Source organism: Streptomyces sp. PTY087I2, from assembly GCF_001687325.1.
In the GTDB taxonomy this organism is placed as follows: Bacteria; Actinomycetota; Actinomycetes; order Streptomycetales; family Streptomycetaceae; genus Streptomyces.
In genome coordinates this window covers 225,089-241,649 of record NZ_LZRD01000010.1, presented here as the reverse complement: position 1 = coordinate 241,649, position 16,561 = coordinate 225,089, and the positions used below count along the sequence as shown (strand labels likewise).

Genomic DNA, 16,561 nt, shown 5'->3' with positions numbered 1-16,561 from the left:
CGGGGGCATCGTCGGCATCCTCGCCTTCGCCGGGATCGTGGCGGCGCTCACCCAGACCCTGGTGGTGCCGCTGATCGCGGAGCTGCCGAAGCTGTTCGACACCTCCGCGTCGAACGCCTCCTGGGTGATCACCGCCACCCTGCTCGCCGCCGCCGTGGCCACGCCCGTCGCCGGCCGGCTCGGCGACATGTACGGCAAGCGGCGCATGCTGCTGCTCTCGCTCGTCCCGCTGGTCCTCGGCTCGGTGGTCTGCGCCCTGTCCTCGTCGGTGGTTCCGATGATCGCCGGGCGCGGACTCCAGGGCCTCGGCATGGGCGTGGTCCCACTCGGCATCAGCCTGCTGCGCGATGTGGTCCCGGCCGAGAAGCTCGGCCCGTCCATCGCGATCATGAGCGCCTCGATGGGCGTGGGCGGCGCGCTGGGTCTGCCGTTCGCCGCCGCCATCGCGGAGAACACCAGCTGGCGGGTGCTGTTCTGGGTGGTCGCCGTGCTGGCCCTCGCGGTCGGCGCGCTGATCCTGGCCCTGGTCCCCGGGGACCGCCCGGCCACCAGGTCCGGAGGCTTCGACCTGCTCGGGGCCGTCGGCCTCGGCGCCGCGCTGATCTGCCTGCTGCTCGCCGTCTCCAAGGGCGCCGACTGGGGCTGGGGCAGCGCGACGACGCTCACGCTCTTCGCCGCCGTGCTGGTGCTGCTGCCCGCCTGGGGCTGGTGGGAACTACGGCTGAGCGACCCGCTGGTCGACCTGCGCGTCACCGCCCGCCCCCAGGTCCTGATGACGAACACCGCCTCGGTCCTGGTCGGCTTCGCGATGTACGCCCAGTCCCTCGTCGTGCCCCAGCTGCTCCAGCTGCCCGAAGCCACCGGCTACGGCCTGGGGCAGTCGATGCTCGCGATGGGCCTGTGGATGGCCCCGGCGGGCCTGATGATGATGGCGATGTCCCCGGTCGGCGCGAAGCTGTCCGCCGCCAAGGGCCCGAAGGTCACCCTGGCCGTAGGCAGCCTGCTCATCGCGGCCGGCTACGGCCTGTCCGTCCCGCTGATCGGCACCGGCTCCCCGTGGAGCCTGCTGCTCGTCACCCTCGTCTGCAACTCCGGCGTCGGCTTCGCGTACGGGGCGATGCCCGCGCTCATCATGGGCGCGGTGCCCCAGTCCGAGACCGCGTCGGCGAACAGCTTCAACTCCCTGATGCGCTCGATCGGCACGTCGTTCGCGGCGGCGGTGATCGGCGTGGTCCTGGCCCGGATGACCACGGACTTCGGCGGCTTCCCGCTGCCCTCCGAGAACGGCTTCCGGGCCGCGATGCTGATCGGCTGCGGGGTCGGCCTCGCCGCCGCGGTCGTCGCCGCCCTCATCCCCGTACACCCGGCGACCGCACCGCTCCGGCCCGCCGCCACCTCCGACGCGACAGAGGTGGAGGTGGCGGAGGCGACGGAGGCCAAGGCCTGAGCGGTACGCGTACGAGTACGGGGACGGGCTGCGGCCCGGGGTCCTGGGTCCGGCGGGGTGAACCGCCGGGCCTCGGGGCCCCGGGCCGTATGTCGTACGACAGGCCCTAGGGGTGTACGTCAGCGGCCCAGCCGCAGCAACCGCCCCGACCGCGCCGTGGCCACCAGCTCCTCCACAGTGGCGAGCTTCACCCGGGGCCGGCCGTCGCGCCGCCCCCGGTCCCGTTCGGCGCGGTCGATCGCGGCCAGGCCCCGGGCGTCCACGACCCTGCGGTTACGCCGCCGGGCGAGACGCCCGAACGCCTTGGCGTCGCCCGTCGGCGCGGGCAGCGCCCCGGCGACCGCGTCGGCCAGGAGCGTGCCGACCGTCTCGGCCGCGCACGTGCGGTTGGCGCCGATCCCGCCGGACGGCCCGCGCTTGATCCAGCCGACCACATAGCTGCCGGGTATCCCGGCCACCCGGCCGCCCTCGTGCGGGACGGTGCCCGAGGTCTCGTCGAACGGCAGCCCGGGGACAGGGAGTCCGCGATACCCGATGGCCCGCAGCAACAGCCCGGCGCCCAGGTCCACCGCGCCCGCGCCGCCGCCGTCCGTGACACGTACGGACCGCACACCACCGCCCTCGCCCTGCCCCCCTCCCGGGATCTCCACGACCTCGGAGTGGAAGCGGAGCACGATGCGGCGCCCATCGCCCGCGGGGGACGCGGCGTCCGTCCGTACCCGGGCGAGCCCCTTGAGCACCGCGGCACGGTCACCCGCCCCGGCCGCGTCGATCGCCGCCGCCGTACGCGGATCGTGGTCGTCCACCACCAGCTCCACGCCCGGCACATGCTTCAACGCGAGGAGTTCGGAGCGGGTGTACGCGGCGTCCTCGGGACCCCGCCGTCCCAGCACCACCACCTCCCGGACCCGGCTCGCCCGCAGGGCCTCCAGCGCGTGGGCGGCGATGTCCGTGGCCGCGAGGGCCTCCGGGTCGGCGACGAGGATCCGGGCGACGTCGAGGGCGACATTGCCGTTGCCCACCACGACGACCCGCTCGGCCGACAGATCGACGCCCTGCGCGACGGCCTCCGGGTGGGCGTTGTACCAGGCGACGAACGCCGTGGCCGACAGACAGCCGGGCAGCTCCTCCCCCGGCACCCCGAGCCGCTTGTCCGTGGACGCGCCGACCGCGTAGATCACCGCGTCGTGGTGGGCCGACAGCTCCTCGGCCGTGACGTCCCGGCCCACCTCGATCCCCAGGTGCATCCGGACCCGGGGGTGGGAGTGGAAGCGGGAGAAGGTGTCGCCGACCTTCTTCGTCGCGGGGTGGTCGGGGGCCACCCCGTACCGGACGAGCCCGCCCGCCACCGGCAGCCGGTCGATCAGGGTCACCTCGGCGGCGGTGTGCAGCAGCAGGTCCTGTGCCGCGTACATCCCGGCGGGCCCGGTGCCGACGACGGCGACCCGCAGCGGCCCGAAGTCGGAGGGCAGGTTCCGCTCGAAGACGGGCTCGCCCCAGGCGTGGAAGTTGGGCCCGTCGACCTCCGCCGCGAGCGGTTCGGCGCCCGCGTAGTAGGCGGCGTTGATGTCCGCGTACTCCCGCTGCCCGGCGGACAGCGAGTCCACCGGGAAGATCGCGTCCACCGGGCAGGCGTCCGCGCAGGCCCCGCAGTCGATGCACGCCCGCGGGTCGATGTGCAGCATCTCCGTGGAGCCGAAGGCGCGTTCCTCCGGCGTCGGGTGGATGCAGTTGACCGGGCACACGGCCACGCAGGTGGCGTCGTTGCAGCAGGTCTGGGTGATCGCGTAGGTCATGACCCCGGCTCAGATCAGGTTCGCGCGCTTGTAGAACGCGAGGGCGGGCTTGGTGAGCAGACGGGCGGAGGCCAGGAAGTCCATCAGCCCCGAACAGCTGGACCGCATCATCGACTTGTGGTGCGCGTTGGACTTGGCGGCGGCCAGCGCACGCCGCTTGTCGAGCCCGGCCTTCCGGTAGACCTCCGGGTTCACCATGCTGGTCACGATGAAGTACGAGGCGACGGCGACGACGAACGCGTTGATCTGCCGCCGCGCCCACCCCGCGCCCTCCAGCCGCTTGAGGGTCTCGTCCCGGGCGAACTTCATGTGCCGGGACTCCTCCACGACGTGGATGTTGTTGATGGTGCGGACGAACGGCACGACCCGCTCGTCGCGCATCCAGTCCCGCTGCATCACGTCGAGGACCTCCTCGGCGACCAGGATCGCCGCGTACGCCGCCTCGCCGAACGCCAGCGTCTTGAAGGCCCGGCCCAGTTCCATCACCGCGCGGCGCGGCCGGTAGTGGGGCGCGCCCAGCTTCTGCGCGCCGCGCGCGAACATGATCGAGTGGCGGCACTCCTCGGCTATCTCGGTGAGCGCCCACTGGAACTCCGCGCCGGCCGGGTTCTTCATGTAGATGTCCCGCAGCACCATCTGCTGGAGGATCATCTCGAACCAGATGCCCGTGCTGGCGACCGAGGCCGCCTCCTGCCGGGTCAGCTCCTTGCGCTGAGCCTCGGTCAACTCACCCCAGTACGCGGTGCCGTAGAGGCTGCACCACTCCGGGCTCGCGCCGTGGAACTCCTTGTCCAGCGGCGTGTCCCAGTCCACCTCGGTGGCCGGGTCGTACGCCAGCTGCGCGGCCGAACCGAGCAGCCGCCGCGCGACGTCGTCGCCCTCGGGACTTTCCTGGACCTTCGACGGAACAGTGCTGCCGGCCATGCTGCGGCTCCTTGGGTCGAGTGCGGTGATCCTTGATCGTGGTGATGTGCGTACGTCGACAGCCGTGCTGTTACGGGCCGTACGGAGCCGATGGCGACGGCCCGCACCGCCACCCGGGCACTCCACCCGCTTGTTAGACGCAAGGTATAACAAGGATCCCGGGCCGCCTACCCCTCGGTAGAAATCGGCCCGGGACCTCACCACATCTCCGCACATCTCCGCGCGGAGCAAGGGAACTTCACTCCCTGATCCGCCCGGGCCTGCCGGGGCCCCGGCAGGCCCGTCCGACGACCGCAGCCGTCAGTCCGTCGAGCTGCTCGCGCAACTGGGCGACCCGCCGCAGGGCCTCCTCGTCATCGGCGGTGGGCAGCCGGCGGACGAGGTCGTGGGCCTGTTCCCGCACCCGCCTGGCCAGATCCGTCACCGCCTCGGCGGACGGGACGGGCGGCGCGGGCCGCCGCATGAACGGTCCATCGCCTCCGGGGGCGGGCCGGGGCACGACGGACGCGACGGCCTTCGGGGTGAAGGACGCGCGCAGTCGCCGCCGGTGGGCGTCCTGGCGGCAGCCCTCCCCGCAGAACCTGCGAGGAGCGCCGGTGACCGGGCCGAGGGCCACCCCTCGCCCGCAGGACTCGCACACGCCCCGCGCGAACGTACTCATGCGGCAGGTCCGGAGCCGTCGCCCGCGCCCGTCTCCGCCAGGAGGGCTGCCCGCGTGGCGGGGCCGTACACACCGGCCGGATCGTCGACGCCCCGTATCCACTGGAACCGGTGCACGGCGGTGGCCACGCCGTCGTCGTACACACCGTCGTACGGCCCGTGGAAGAGGTGCAGCCGGTCAAGCCGCCACTGGAGATCGGCGACGTCGGGCCCCGTGCTGCCGACGGACAGCGTGGGCGGGGCGGACGGCCGGCGGGACGGCCGCGCGGGCGGCGGTGCGGGGCTCGGGGAAGCCGAGGGGGTACGGGTGGCCTCGCCCGGCGTCGCACTCGGGCTCCGCGTGGGGGCGGCGGACGACGGCGCCACGGGGGTGGGCGTCACGGGGGCGGGAGCGGTGGCCGTGGCGGTGCCATCGGGCGTCGGCTCGGGCACGGGGGCCACGGAGCCCTCGGTCGCGGGCGGCGGCACCGGGGCGACCGGCAGCGGCCCGTCGACGGCGACGAGCCGGTCGGGTTCCCGGGCGCCGACGAGCCCGTACAGGACGGCGGCGGAGGCGGCACAGGCCACCGCGGCGCACGCGACGATCCAGGCGAACGTGCGGTAGCGGGCACGGCGGCGGGCGTCGGGCGGACCGGGGGTACGGGACAGCGCCACGGCGTCCGGCTCCGGTTCCGGGGCGGGCCCGGGCTTCGGATCGGGCCGTGGCCCGTCCGCCGCGGCGGGCCGGGCCGGCGGTTCCGCGAAGAGGCTGAGGACCTCCTGCTCGATGGTGTCCTCGGCGCCGTCCGGCGGGGCCAGATACCCGAACACGGGGCTCGCCTCGAAGCAGACGACGCCCTGTGGCGGCGCACCCGCACCCCCCTGCGGGCCGGTTCGCGCGTGCTGCCGGGAAGTCATGGGCCTGAGGCCTCCGTTCTCGTGGTGGGTCGCGCTGCGGAGTACGCCGGACGGACGGCGCCACCGGGACCGGCGGGGCAAGACCGGCGGCGGGCGGGGCCGGGACCGGGCCGGCGCGGGCGGGGCCGGCGGTGGGAGTGCGGGACGGGCTGCGGGGGGGGGCGGGGCGACGCGGATGCGCCACCCCGCCCGTCCGGCCGGTCACCCGGTCCGGTGCGTCACGCCCGGCGGCGGCGTCGCGCCATGAAGGCGATGGCCGCGCCGGCGGCGAGCACCAGGGCGGCCGCGACCGAGATCATCACCGTGGGGCCCGCGCCGGTGGTGGCGAGGGATCCGTCCTTGCCGGGCGGCGGAGCGGATTCCGACGGGGTGGCGGACGGCTCCGACGGCGTGGCGGACGGAGTCCTCTCCGCGGGCCGGGACGGGGTTCCGGGCTGCTCGGGCGTCGCCCCCGGGGTCTCGGGCTCGTCCGGGCCGCCGGGCTCGTCCGGAGTTCCGGGAGGCGTCGGCGACGGGGTGGACGGCTCGTCCGGCGTGCTCGGTTCACCTGGCTTGCCGGGCTCGCCGGGCTCGCAGGAGAAGGGCGGAGTGCCGTTCCAGGGGTAGTTGTGGCTCTCGTTGCCCGCGCCGCGCGTTGTCAGATCTCCCCCGACGTACAGGCGGCCGTTGGTGCTCGCGGTGATGTCCGCGGAGGCCTCGGGGGCGAGAACCGACCCCATGAAGTTGCCTCCGCCGCCCAGGGTCAGCGAAGGGGAATCCGTGAAGTTGTAAAGAATTCGTGAAGCGGCTTCACCGAATTTCGACGACCCGTAGACGTCGACCCGGTCGTTGTCGAAGCCGACCGCCATGGGGGAAATGGTCACGGCCCGGGAACCGGTGACATTGACGACGACGGAGGATCCGGCCGGTATGGACGCGAAGGTGAAGGTCGAGACGTTGTTGATGTCGGCGGCGGAGATCTCGAAGACCTGAAGCCCGCCCTTGGCCGGGCCGGCCCCGCGGAAGGTGACCGAACCGCCCTTCGCCTCGGTCGTCCCGGTGGCCTTGAGCGCACCGAGCGCCGCCGACTCCTTCCTGATCGTGCCGCCGAATCCGGCGTGCGGCTTCAGGGCCGCGTCCCGGCCGAGCCCGTCGGGGCTCTCACCGCCGTTCGTCTCCAGCCGGCCCCGGACGTCCAGCGTGCCGCCCACGCGGACCGAACCGCCGTATCGGGGACCGGAGGTGAGGCCGTGTCCCACGTCGAGGGTCACCCCCGGGCCGACCGACAGGTCTCCCCCGACGGCGAGCATCGGACTGCCCGCGGCGGGGATGATCCCCGAACCCATGCCGACCCGCCCGACGTTGAAGACCCCGCCGCTCTTGGCGAACGTGGCGTTCCCGCCGACGACGAGAAGCCCCTCGGCCTCCGCCGATCCGCCCTCGGCGGTGTAGTCACCGCCCGCGAAAAGGGCGACACCGCCGTCCGTGAACGTCGGGGAATGGCCGAGTCCGGGCATTTCCCCGGGAGCAGGGCACCCATCCGATACACCCGCACTTCCCGTAGCGAATGCGGGGCCGGCCGAAATGATTGTTCCGGCACCGATGAGACCGAGCGAAAGGGCCAGTGCGGCCGTTATGCCGGTACTTTTGAAAGTAAGTTCTCGCTTGCGCACAGCGGTGACCATAGCAGCGGTGATCACCTCCAAACAGAGGCGTAATCACACCCCTTACGAAACCCCTCACGGGAAGGGGATAACGCGATCTCAGCGCTTGGTTAAGGCAGTTATAAGGAGTTATGAGGCGTACGGAAAACCGCTCGGGAGGCCCGGCCTGTCCGCCGTACCGCCGGGAGGCGGGGTTAACGCTGCCGAGTCCGGATCGTTACGGACGGTCGGGGCTGCCACCGGCCACGGGACACCGCGCATCGACCTCACCGCCCCCTCGACCTCACTGGCCCTCGATCTCGACCAGGGGCGGGTGCTCGTGCCAGCTACAGAAGACGCTGATCTCGCGGTCGCCGTCGGTGAAGGTCACCCGGATCCACAGCGGGTGCTCCCAGATCTGCATCCGCCACCCCGCGTTCGGGGTCGCCGAGACGAGCTCCGCGTGGTCGCGCTTCATGTCGAAGGTGACGCGCCCGCCGTCGACGGAATAGCCCTTGACCTCCCCGCCCTGCGAACCGCCCGCCGCCCCGCCCCCGCCCGGCTGCGCCGACGCGGAGGCACCGGTGCGGGTGGAAGTCGGGTCCGCCCCGGCGCTCCGCGTGGGTTCCGGCGAGGACTTCCCCGCCCGCTCGTCGCCCGCGTCCGTCGGCGACGGCCCGGCCGTCCTCCCCGGGCCGCCCGGGCGGTGGGTGGAGACGGGCTCGGGGGTGCCCCGCCCCTTTTCCTCCACCCGCGTATCCGTCAGCGCTATCGGGGACGGCGGGGGATAGGCGGTGGCCGCCATCACCGTGTGAACACCCCACCACGACAACGTGCCCGCCGCCGCAGTGGACAGCGTCCAGGCAATTCCCTGCTTCAGTAGTCGTCGCATCCTGATCCATGGTCCGCTGAGGATTCTTCGCCGAAGGCCCTGCAAATCGATTCATTGAATAGCGTACGGTTCCGAACATGGCTAGTGTGCTCCTGGTCGAGGACGACCACTTCGTACGCGCTGCCCTCATTAGGCACCTCACCGACGCCTCCCACAGCGTGCGGAGTGTGGGCACCGCACTGGAGGCGTTGCGCGAGATCTCCCAGCTCCCTTTCGATGTGGTGATACTCGACCTGGGCCTGCCGGACCTCGACGGCGGCAAGGCCCTGAAGATGCTCCGCGGCATAGCCGACGTCCCCGTGATCATCGCGACGGCCCGGGACGACGAGGCGGGCATCGTCCGCCTGCTCAACGACGGCGCCGACGACTACCTGACCAAGCCGTTCTCGGCCGAGCACCTCACCGCCCGCATCGCCGCCGTCCTCAGGCGTTCCGGCGCGGGCACGGGCGGCCGGGGCCGGGGCACCGCCGCCGCACCGATACCCGAAGTGATCAGCGTCGGCGGCATATCCGTCGACCCGACGCGCCGGGCCGCCACCCTGGACGGTACGGAACTGGACCTGACGCGCCGCGAGTTCGACCTCCTAGCCTATCTCGCCGAGCGCCCCGGCCGGGTCGTCCCGCGCAAGGAGCTGCTGGCCCGGGTCTGGAACCAGCCCTACGGCGCCGACAAGACCGTGGACGTCCATCTGTCCTGGCTGCGCCGGAAGCTGGGCGAATCCGCCGCCAGCCCGCGCTATCTGCACACCTACCGGGGCGTCGGCGTGAAACTGGAACCACCGCGGTGAGATGGGCACTCATCAAGGTCTGTCTCGCCGTCACCGGCATGGTCGTCCTGGCCTTCGCGGTCCCGCTCGCCCTGGTCGTCAAGGAGATGGCCTCGGACCGGGCCTTCTCCCAGGCCGAACGGCAGGCGAACGCGCTCGGCCCGACGCTCTCCATCACCACCGACCGTGAACAGCTGCTTCAGGCCGTCCTGTCCACCGAGGCGGGCGCGGCCGGGCGCATGGCCGTCCACCTCCCCGCTTCCAAGGGCGGCGGCGGAGAGGCGGAGATGGGCCGGGTCCGGGCCGATCACGAGGCGGTGGAGATCGCCCGCGAACTCAAGCACGCCGGGGTCACGGCCGTGCCCGGGGGTTCGGCGTTCCTCCAGCCCTTCGCCCTGGGCTCCGGGAAGATCTGCATCGTCGAGGTGTTCGTACCGGAGGCGGAGGTCGGCCGCGGGGTGGCCTTCGCCTGGCTCGTGCTGGCCGGGGTCGGCATCGCCCTGGTCACCGGTTCGGTGCTGGTCGCGGACCGCCTGGGCATCCGGATGACCCGGCCTGCCGAGCGACTGGCCGGCGCGGCGCAGCAGCTCGGCCGGGGCAGCCTGGAGGTCCGGGTCCCGGAGGAGGGGCCCGGCGAACTGCGGCGGGCCGCCCAGGCGTTCAACGCCATGGCCGGCCAGGTCGTCGAACTCCTCGCCAACGAACGGGAACTGGCCGCCGACCTCTCGCACCGCCTGCGCACCCCGCTGACCGTGCTGCGGCTCAACGCGGCCTCCCTCGGCGAGGGGACCGCCGCCGAGCAGACCCGCGCCGCCGTCGCCCACCTGGAACGCGAGGTGGACACCATCATCCGCGCGGCCCGCGACGCCAAACCGAGGACCGCCGGACAGCCCCCGGCCGCCGGGTGCGACGCGTCCGAGGTCATCCGCGAGCGCATGAACTTCTGGGCGGCACTCGCCGAGGACGAGGACCGCGCCATCAGCGTCGCGGGCGCCGGCGCCCCGGTGTTCGTCCCGGTGCAGCGGACCGACATGGCGGCCGCGCTCGACGCGCTGCTGGGCAACGTCTTCCAGCACACCCCGGAGGGGACCGCCTTCTCGCTGGACATGCACCGGAGCCAGGACGCGGTGATCATCCTCGTCTCCGACGCGGGCCCGGGCATCGCGGACCCCGAGGCCGCGCTCGCCCGGGGCAACGACGGCGGCCGGGACGGCTCGACGGGACTGGGCCTGGACATCGTGCGGCAGATGGCGGAGGCCACGGGGGGCGATGTCCGGATCGGCCGCTCGATGTACGGCGGGGCGGAGATCCGGGTGTGGATCCAGCTCAACGCCCTGCCCGGGGAGCAGCCCCGTCGCCGCGACCGCAGAACACCACGGCGCCGCGGCCGGCCGGGGGTCACATCGGGCTGAGGACGGGAACGCGGACCCCGGGGGCGGGGTGCGCGTACCGGAGTACGGGCGCCAGCGAAGGCGAAGGCGACGGCGGTGACGACGGCGTGGGTACGGACATGGGTGCTGGTACGGGCTTGGGTACGGGATCGGCCCCGGCGCCCGGTTCGGCCGCCGCATGCCGGGCACGCCGCCGCCGTCGACCCGACGGCGGCGGAACGGCGGAGGGCAGAGGCGGCACAGCGGAGGCCGGGGCCGGCACATCCGGCACCGGGTACGGCACGGCGGAAGCCGGGGCCGTGTTCGCGTGGGGCAGCCCTTCCGGCGTACCGGTAACGGAGCGGACCGGCAGCTCGACGACGTACACGCCACCGCCCGTCCCCGGTGCCTCGTACCACTGCACGGCCCCGCCGTGGACACCCACGATGCCCGTCACGATCGACTGATGGAGGGGGTCGCCGCCGGCGTACGGTCCCCGAACCTCGATCCGCACGGTCGCGCCGCCCTCCGCCGCCACCACGACGGTCGTCAGCGCCTCCGCCTCCGCTGCCGGGCCCGTCGGCGCGTGGCCCTCCGGGAGGGCGACATCGGCGAGGAGGTGTGCGAGGGCCACGGCCAGCCGCTCCGGGTCCACCTCCGCCACGACCGAGGGGCTGCGCAGGGCGAACCTCGCCCGGTCGGGGCCGAGAAGCTCGGTGGACCGGCGCACACCGTCCCGTACGACCCGGCCGACGTCCACCGGCTCCCGCCGCAGCTCCACCGCTCCGGAGGCGAGCCGCTGCTGGTCGAGTACGTCGTCGAGCACGGCGGCCATCCGCGCGTACCCGGTGGCGAGCCGGCCCAGCAACTGCCCGGCCTCCGGCCACAGATGACCGGCGTCGTCGGCGGCCAGGGCCACGAGTTCGGCGCGCAGCTCCTCCAGGTGCCCGCGCCGCGCGCCGTCGACGGCGGCGGTCAGGTGGCGGTGGCGCTCGGCCAGCCCCTCGTACCGCTGCTCGTAACGGCGCAGTTCGGCTCCGTGGCGCTGGGCCTGCGCGGTGAGTTCGGCCGCGTGCCGGTGCGCGAGCCGCTGCTCCGGGCCGCGGTCGCGGAAGGTGAGGACGGCACCGGCCACCCGGTCTCCGTCGCGGACCGGCGCGACGGTCAGATCGACGAGCAGCCGGGCGCCGTCCCGGTCCCACAGGGTCAGCCCCCGGACACCGGTCGCACGGCCGGTCCGCAGGGTCTCGGCGAGCGGCGACTCCTCGAACGGGAACGGCTCGCCGTCCGCACGGGAGTGCAGGGCCAGCGGGTGGAGCTCCCGGCCCCCCAGCTCACTCGCCCGGTGGCCCAGCATGCGTGCGGCGGCCGGGTTGACCAGCACGATCCGGCCGTCCGCGTCCGTACCGACGACCCCGTCGGGGACGGCCCGCAGGACGGCCTTCGTCTGCCGCCGGGCCTCGGCGAGCTCCGCCTCGGCGTCCAGCGCGCCGGTGAGGTCCCGGACGACGAGCACGAGCAGCTGCCCCGTGGCGCCGGAGTCCGGGACGCCGGTGACGGAGACCTCGGCCTGGAACGGGGAACCGTCGGTCCGCCGGGCGTTCATCCGGCGGCCCCCGGTCCGTACCCCAGCCCCAGCCCCAGCCCGCATCCACGCACCGGTCCCGTCGGAGCCCGAAGCGGGTCCGGGCGCGAGGCCGGTGACGGGACCGGCTACGAGGCCGGTGACGGGACCCGGGACCTGCCGCCAGTCGAAGTCCGGCAGCAGATCCAGCAGTCCGCGCCCGACGAGCGCCGTACCGGGTGTTTCGAAGAGGGCCAGGGCCATGGAATTGGCGCTGACGAGCGTGCCGTTGTCGTCGACGAGGACGAGGCCGTCGGGCAGCGCGTCGAGGACGGCGGCGGGACGGCCGATACCGGGCGGGGACGGATTGTTCACGACGGCGCTCCCTGTAACGGGCTTCTCTCGCATGGGCATTGGGCGCCACACCCGGGCGGCGGACTCAACCTAGCCCCGAAGCACCCCGCTGCTCCCTGGGGAGAGCGGGGTGAGCCGGATCTTTAGGAGTGCCTTAACGAGCCCCTGTACCTGCACTGACGTACCGCCCACACGGAGGGCCCGGTGGAGGAAGAACGAGCGGGCGGACGGCGGCCCGGCCGGCTACCGGGGATCCCGGGCGAACTTCGCGGTAGCCCAGAAGTAGCCGAGGACCACGAGCCCGAGGCTCCAGCCGACGGCGAGCCAGCCGTGGTGGCCGATCTCGGTCCCGAGCAGCAGGCCGCGCAGGGTCTCGATCGCCGGGGTGAAGGGCTGGTACTCCGCGATCGGCCGGAACCAGCCCGGCATCGTCTCCACCGGGATGAAGGCGCTGGACAGCATCGGGAGCAGCACCATCGGCAGGGCATTGTTGCTGGCTGCCTCGGCGTTCGGGCTGATCAGGCCCATCCCGACGGCGACCCAGGTGAGGGCGGTGGCAAAGAGCACCAGCAGTCCGAAGGCGGCCAGCCACTCCACGGCCGTGGCGTCCGTGGACCGGAAGCCGATGGCCACGGCGACGGCTCCGACCAGGACCACGCTGAGCACGCTCTGGAGCACGCTGCCGACGACATGCCCGACGAGCACGGAGCCACGGTGGATGGCCATGGTGCGGAAGCGGGCGATGATGCCCTCGGTCATGTCGTTGGAGACGGAGACGGCGGTCCCGACCACCGTGGAGCCGATGGTCAGCAGGAGCAGGCCCGGCACGATGTAGGCGATGTACGCGGACCGGTCGGCCCCCGCGCCGCCGATGCCCGCGCTCATCACATCGCCGAAGATGTAGACGAAAAGCAGCAGGAGCATGACAGGCGTGAGGAGCAGGTTGAGGGTGAGGGACGGGTAGCGCCGGGCGTGCAGGAGGTTACGGCGCACCATGGTGTCGGCGTCGCGGACGGCGAGGGCGAGAGAGCTCATCGGGCGTTCTCCTTGGGCTGGTTGTTCCGAGCCGGGACGGCGGATCCCGTGAGGGCGAAGAACACGTCGTCGAGGTCGGGGGTGTGGACGGTGAGCTCGTCGGCCTCGATCCCGGCCGCGTCCAACCAGTCGAGGACGGACCGCAGTTCGCGCTGACTGCCGTCGCTGGGAAGGCGCAGCACCAGCGCCTGGTCGTCACGCGCGGCCTCGCGCAGGGCGGAGGCAGCGGACCGATAATCGTCCGGATCGGTGAACCGCAGCCTGACGTGCCCGCCGGGAACGATCCGTTTCAGCTCCTCGGCGCTGCCCTCGGCGGCGATCTTCCCGCCGTCGAGGACGGCGATACGGTCGGCCAGTTCGTCGGCCTCCTCCAGATACTGGGTGGTGAGGAAGACGGTGACCCCGTCGGCGACCAGCTCGCGGACGATGCCCCACATGGTGTGGCGGGAGCGCGGGTCCAGGCCGGTGGTCGGCTCGTCGAGGAAGATGATCCGGGGCCCGCCGACCAGCGTCATGGCGATGTCGAGACGGCGCTTCATCCCGCCGGAGTAGCCCGCGGCGGGCTTCTTCGCCGCGTCCACCAGATCGAAACGCTCCAGGAGTTCAGCGGCCACCCGCCGCCCCTCACGCCTGGGAAGGTGGTGCAGGTCGGCCATCAGGAGCATGTTCTCCTCGCCGGTGATCAGTCCGTCGACGGCGGAGAACTGCCCGGTGACACCGATCGCGGCACGCACGGCCTGCGGATCGACGGCCAAGTCGTGCCCACCGACGCTCAGTTCACCGGCGTCGGCGGTGACGAGAGTGGACAGAATCTTGACGACGGTGGTCTTGCCCGCGCCGTTCGGGCCGAGCAGGGAGAACACGGTGCCCTGCGGCACCGACAGGTCGATGCCGTCGAGCACGACCTTGTCGCCGTAGGACTTGCGCAGTCCGGTGGCGCTGATCGCCTGCGTCGCGGCCTGGGCGGCACGCGGCGCGGAGGCCCGGGTGACAGTCATGCTGATTCCCTTTCGCAAGCGGTGAGCCGAGCGGGGTGGTGTCGATCTGCGCGGGCGGGGTCAGGCGCGGCGGACGACGATGTCGCCGGCCCCGCTGCGGGCGTGCACCTCGACGGTCTCGTCGGAGTCCTCGGGACCGGCGGCGGAGCCGAGCGAGTTGCGTACGGTGCCGAACTTGGGGTTCAGGTCGAGCCAGGCGGCGGTGCCCTCGTGGATGCCCACTTCGAGGTCGCCGACCGACGTCCGCAGGGCGATCCGCCCGCGGGTCACGTCGCCGACCCGGATGCGGCCGTTGGAGGAGGTCGCCTCCACCCCGGCGTGGGCGACACCGATCTCGATCCGGCCGTTGGCGGACTTGGCGACGACGTCGCCGTGCGCGACGCCCACGGAGATGTCGCCGTTGGCCGCGTTGACCTTCAGCTCTCCGCCGACCTCGTCGATCTCGGTCGTACCGTTGCCGTTCTTGACAACCGCGGCCCCGGCGACCGAGCCGATCTCGACCCGGCCCGAGCCGACGGCCTCGGCGCTCCCGGTGGAGCGCGCCAGCCGGATGTCGCCGTGGTCGGTGGTGAGCTCAACGCGGGCCGCCTCGTCCACCTGGAGGTCGCCGAGCGAGGTCTTCAGCCGCACCTCGCCGAGGGGTCCTTCGCAGAAGAAGCCGCCCAGGGCGGAGGCGCCCCGCACGTCGGACCCGGCGGGCAGTTCGATGCTCACGACGACGGAGCCCGGCTTGCCGAACAGGGTCCGCTTCTTCGGGGTCCTGACGGTGAGGCGACCGCCCGAGCAGGAGACCTGGGTCTGCCGCACGGCGCGTACGTCGTCCTGGTCGGCCCCGTTGCCCGGGAGCACCTCGACGACCGTGTCGGTGCGCTTGCCGGCGGTGATGCGGGCGGTACCGGCGTCCAGCTCGACGACGGCGGAGATCGGCTCAGGGGTATCGAAAGAAGGCATGGCTGTCCCGTCCTCGTGGCTCGGTGAGTTGATGAGCGATCAGTGGTGGTCGATGGGGTACGTCGGCCGGATCGGCGATCCGCCGGTGAAGTGAGGTGTGAGCCGGCGGCCGCTAACGGACCCAGCCGGTGAAACCGCGACCGCCCGAGTCCTTGCCCCGGCCCGGCGCGCTCGCGCGCCCCCCGCCGTCGAGGGCGACGGACACGGCTCGCACGAGCCAGGCGTTGACCGACAGCCCCTCCGCCGCCGCCGCACCCTCGGCGCGGCCCTTGAGGTGGGCGGGGAGACGGAGGTTGATCCGGACCATGGTGCCGTCGTCGGCCTCCGCGGCGGGCGGCACGGCCACGACGGGAGCCACGACCGGCTCCCGCTCCTCCCGCACGGGCTCGGGCGCCGGCGGCGATGTCACCACGAACTCGGGATCGAGCCCGCGCAGCCGTACGTCGACCGAGCCGGGAGCCAACTCCCGGGTGACGTCGCTCATGGCCGCGGAGAGCACGTTGAGCAGGGTCAGCCGGACAGCAGACTCCAGAGGAGCACTGAGCCGCTCGGCAAGAGCACGGGCTTCGTCACCGCCGGCATCCGCGGCGACGGCGAGTTCCCGCCGGAGATTGTCGACGTACGGGGTGAGGTCCATGACGCCATCATGGCACATGAATGGCACCACGTCGAGCCACTCTGGCGCAAGAACCCGAGAACCCCCTCTGACCTGCACAGCAACGACCAGCAACCCCACGACAGCACCATGGCGACACCCCACCCACCCTCGAATGGCATCACCTCGGCGCCACATGGTGCCACCATGGCGCACCAGCGCCTCCGCGTGGCACACCCTCCTTCCGCCGCCCCACCGGATGTACTGACGCAAGCGCCGCGCACACGACGCACGGCGTGACACCAGCCCCAGCGCCGAGCACCACCCCGGAGACCCCCGCATGCCCCACCCCAAGGCCTACCTCGCCCTCTGCACGCACACCCACCTGTTCCCGGGCGCGCGCTGCCGCCTCCAGGGCCTGCCCCACCCGGCGGCCTTCGCGGCAACCCCGGAGCCGATCGAGGCACACCTGCGCTTCTCCGACGGAACGGCCACCGCGGCAGAGCTGCACACCGAGTCCCCGACCGGCCCGACCCTCACGGTCGCCGCCTACACCACCGCGGCCGGCACCCCCATCGACGACAGCACCTGGGCCGTCAAGGGAATCGCACAGAAGGAAGACGAGGTGGAGCTGACCATCGGCGCCCCGAACCGCGCCTGAACACCCGCGCCACGCCGAACCCCACCCC

Annotated in this window: 15 protein-coding genes; 4 read left to right on the top strand and 11 right to left on the bottom strand. The window is 72.9% G+C overall.

Annotation, left to right across the window (positions count from 1 at the left end):
- Nucleotides 1-7: 7 nt before the first annotated feature.
- Nucleotides 8-1,447 (top strand): MFS transporter, encoded by a 1,440-nt coding sequence (locus tag A3Q37_RS13775; RefSeq protein WP_065483373.1) that lies wholly within the window; start codon nt 8-10, stop codon nt 1,445-1,447.
- Between the two features lie 119 nt (nt 1,448-1,566).
- Here A3Q37_RS13775 and A3Q37_RS13770 read toward each other — a convergent pair whose 3' ends face one another.
- From A3Q37_RS13770 to A3Q37_RS13745, 6 genes are all read right to left on the bottom strand, one after another.
- Nucleotides 1,567-3,243, bottom strand: coding sequence for an FAD-dependent oxidoreductase (locus A3Q37_RS13770; RefSeq protein WP_065483275.1), 1,677 nt, complete (start codon nt 3,241-3,243; stop codon nt 1,567-1,569).
- A 9-nt stretch (nt 3,244-3,252) separates the two neighbouring features.
- On the bottom strand, nt 3,253-4,167 hold the full coding sequence (locus tag A3Q37_RS13765; protein ID WP_065483272.1) for a diiron oxygenase: 915 nt from the start codon (nt 4,165-4,167) through the stop codon (nt 3,253-3,255).
- A gap of 238 nt (nt 4,168-4,405) precedes the next feature.
- On the bottom strand, nt 4,406-4,828 hold the full coding sequence (locus tag A3Q37_RS13760) for a hypothetical protein (protein ID WP_065483270.1): 423 nt from the start codon (nt 4,826-4,828) through the stop codon (nt 4,406-4,408).
- On the bottom strand, nt 4,825-5,724 hold the full coding sequence (locus tag A3Q37_RS38215) for a peptidoglycan-binding protein (RefSeq protein WP_065483268.1): 900 nt from the start codon (nt 5,722-5,724) through the stop codon (nt 4,825-4,827). Before A3Q37_RS38215 ends, A3Q37_RS13760 begins: the two co-directional genes overlap by 4 nt.
- Before the next feature lie 218 nt (nt 5,725-5,942).
- Complete coding sequence (locus A3Q37_RS13750; RefSeq protein WP_218064555.1) at nt 5,943-7,220, bottom strand: choice-of-anchor A family protein; 1,278 nt, start codon at nt 7,218-7,220, stop codon at nt 5,943-5,945.
- A gap of 430 nt (nt 7,221-7,650) precedes the next feature.
- Nucleotides 7,651-8,238, bottom strand: coding sequence for a hypothetical protein (locus A3Q37_RS13745; protein ID WP_065483262.1), 588 nt, complete (start codon nt 8,236-8,238; stop codon nt 7,651-7,653).
- 77 nt (nt 8,239-8,315) lie between these two features.
- Here A3Q37_RS13745 and A3Q37_RS13740 point away from each other — a divergent pair, with 77 nt between their 5' ends.
- The gene (locus A3Q37_RS13740) at nt 8,316-9,026 is read left to right on the top strand and encodes a response regulator transcription factor (RefSeq protein ID WP_107471534.1); all 711 of its coding nucleotides are present in this window, start codon (nt 8,316-8,318) and stop codon (nt 9,024-9,026) included.
- Entirely contained in the window at nt 9,023-10,417 is a 1,395-nt protein-coding gene (locus A3Q37_RS13735) for a HAMP domain-containing sensor histidine kinase (RefSeq protein ID WP_065483255.1), read from the top strand. Before A3Q37_RS13740 ends, A3Q37_RS13735 begins: the two co-directional genes overlap by 4 nt.
- Here the strand turns inward: A3Q37_RS13735 and A3Q37_RS13730 are convergent.
- The 5 genes from A3Q37_RS13730 to A3Q37_RS13710 form a co-directional block, all read right to left on the bottom strand.
- Nucleotides 10,404-12,314: a PAS domain-containing protein gene (locus A3Q37_RS13730; RefSeq protein ID WP_065483252.1), complete on the bottom strand. Its 1,911-nt coding sequence runs from the start codon at nt 12,312-12,314 to the stop codon at nt 10,404-10,406. The two genes, A3Q37_RS13735 and A3Q37_RS13730, sit on opposite strands and share 14 nt — an antisense overlap.
- Nucleotides 12,315-12,536: 222 nt before the next feature.
- A complete protein-coding gene (locus tag A3Q37_RS13725; RefSeq protein WP_065483249.1) occupies nt 12,537-13,328 on the bottom strand; it encodes an ABC transporter permease in 792 nt (263 codons plus the stop codon).
- On the bottom strand, nt 13,325-14,326 hold the full coding sequence (locus A3Q37_RS13720) for an ATP-binding cassette domain-containing protein (RefSeq protein WP_065483246.1): 1,002 nt from the start codon (nt 14,324-14,326) through the stop codon (nt 13,325-13,327). Before A3Q37_RS13720 ends, A3Q37_RS13725 begins: the two co-directional genes overlap by 4 nt.
- 60 nt (nt 14,327-14,386) lie before the next feature.
- Complete coding sequence (locus A3Q37_RS13715) at nt 14,387-15,277, bottom strand: DUF4097 family beta strand repeat-containing protein (protein WP_065483243.1); 891 nt, start codon at nt 15,275-15,277, stop codon at nt 14,387-14,389.
- Nucleotides 15,278-15,389: 112 nt separating this feature from the next.
- Nucleotides 15,390-15,914 (bottom strand): toxin-antitoxin system HicB family antitoxin, encoded by a 525-nt coding sequence (locus A3Q37_RS13710; RefSeq protein WP_065483239.1) that lies wholly within the window; start codon nt 15,912-15,914, stop codon nt 15,390-15,392.
- Between the two features lie 298 nt (nt 15,915-16,212).
- Between A3Q37_RS13710 and A3Q37_RS13705 the strand changes: the two genes are divergently transcribed.
- A complete protein-coding gene (locus A3Q37_RS13705; protein ID WP_065483235.1) occupies nt 16,213-16,533 on the top strand; it encodes a hypothetical protein in 321 nt (106 codons plus the stop codon).
- Nucleotides 16,534-16,561: the final 28 nt, after the last annotated feature.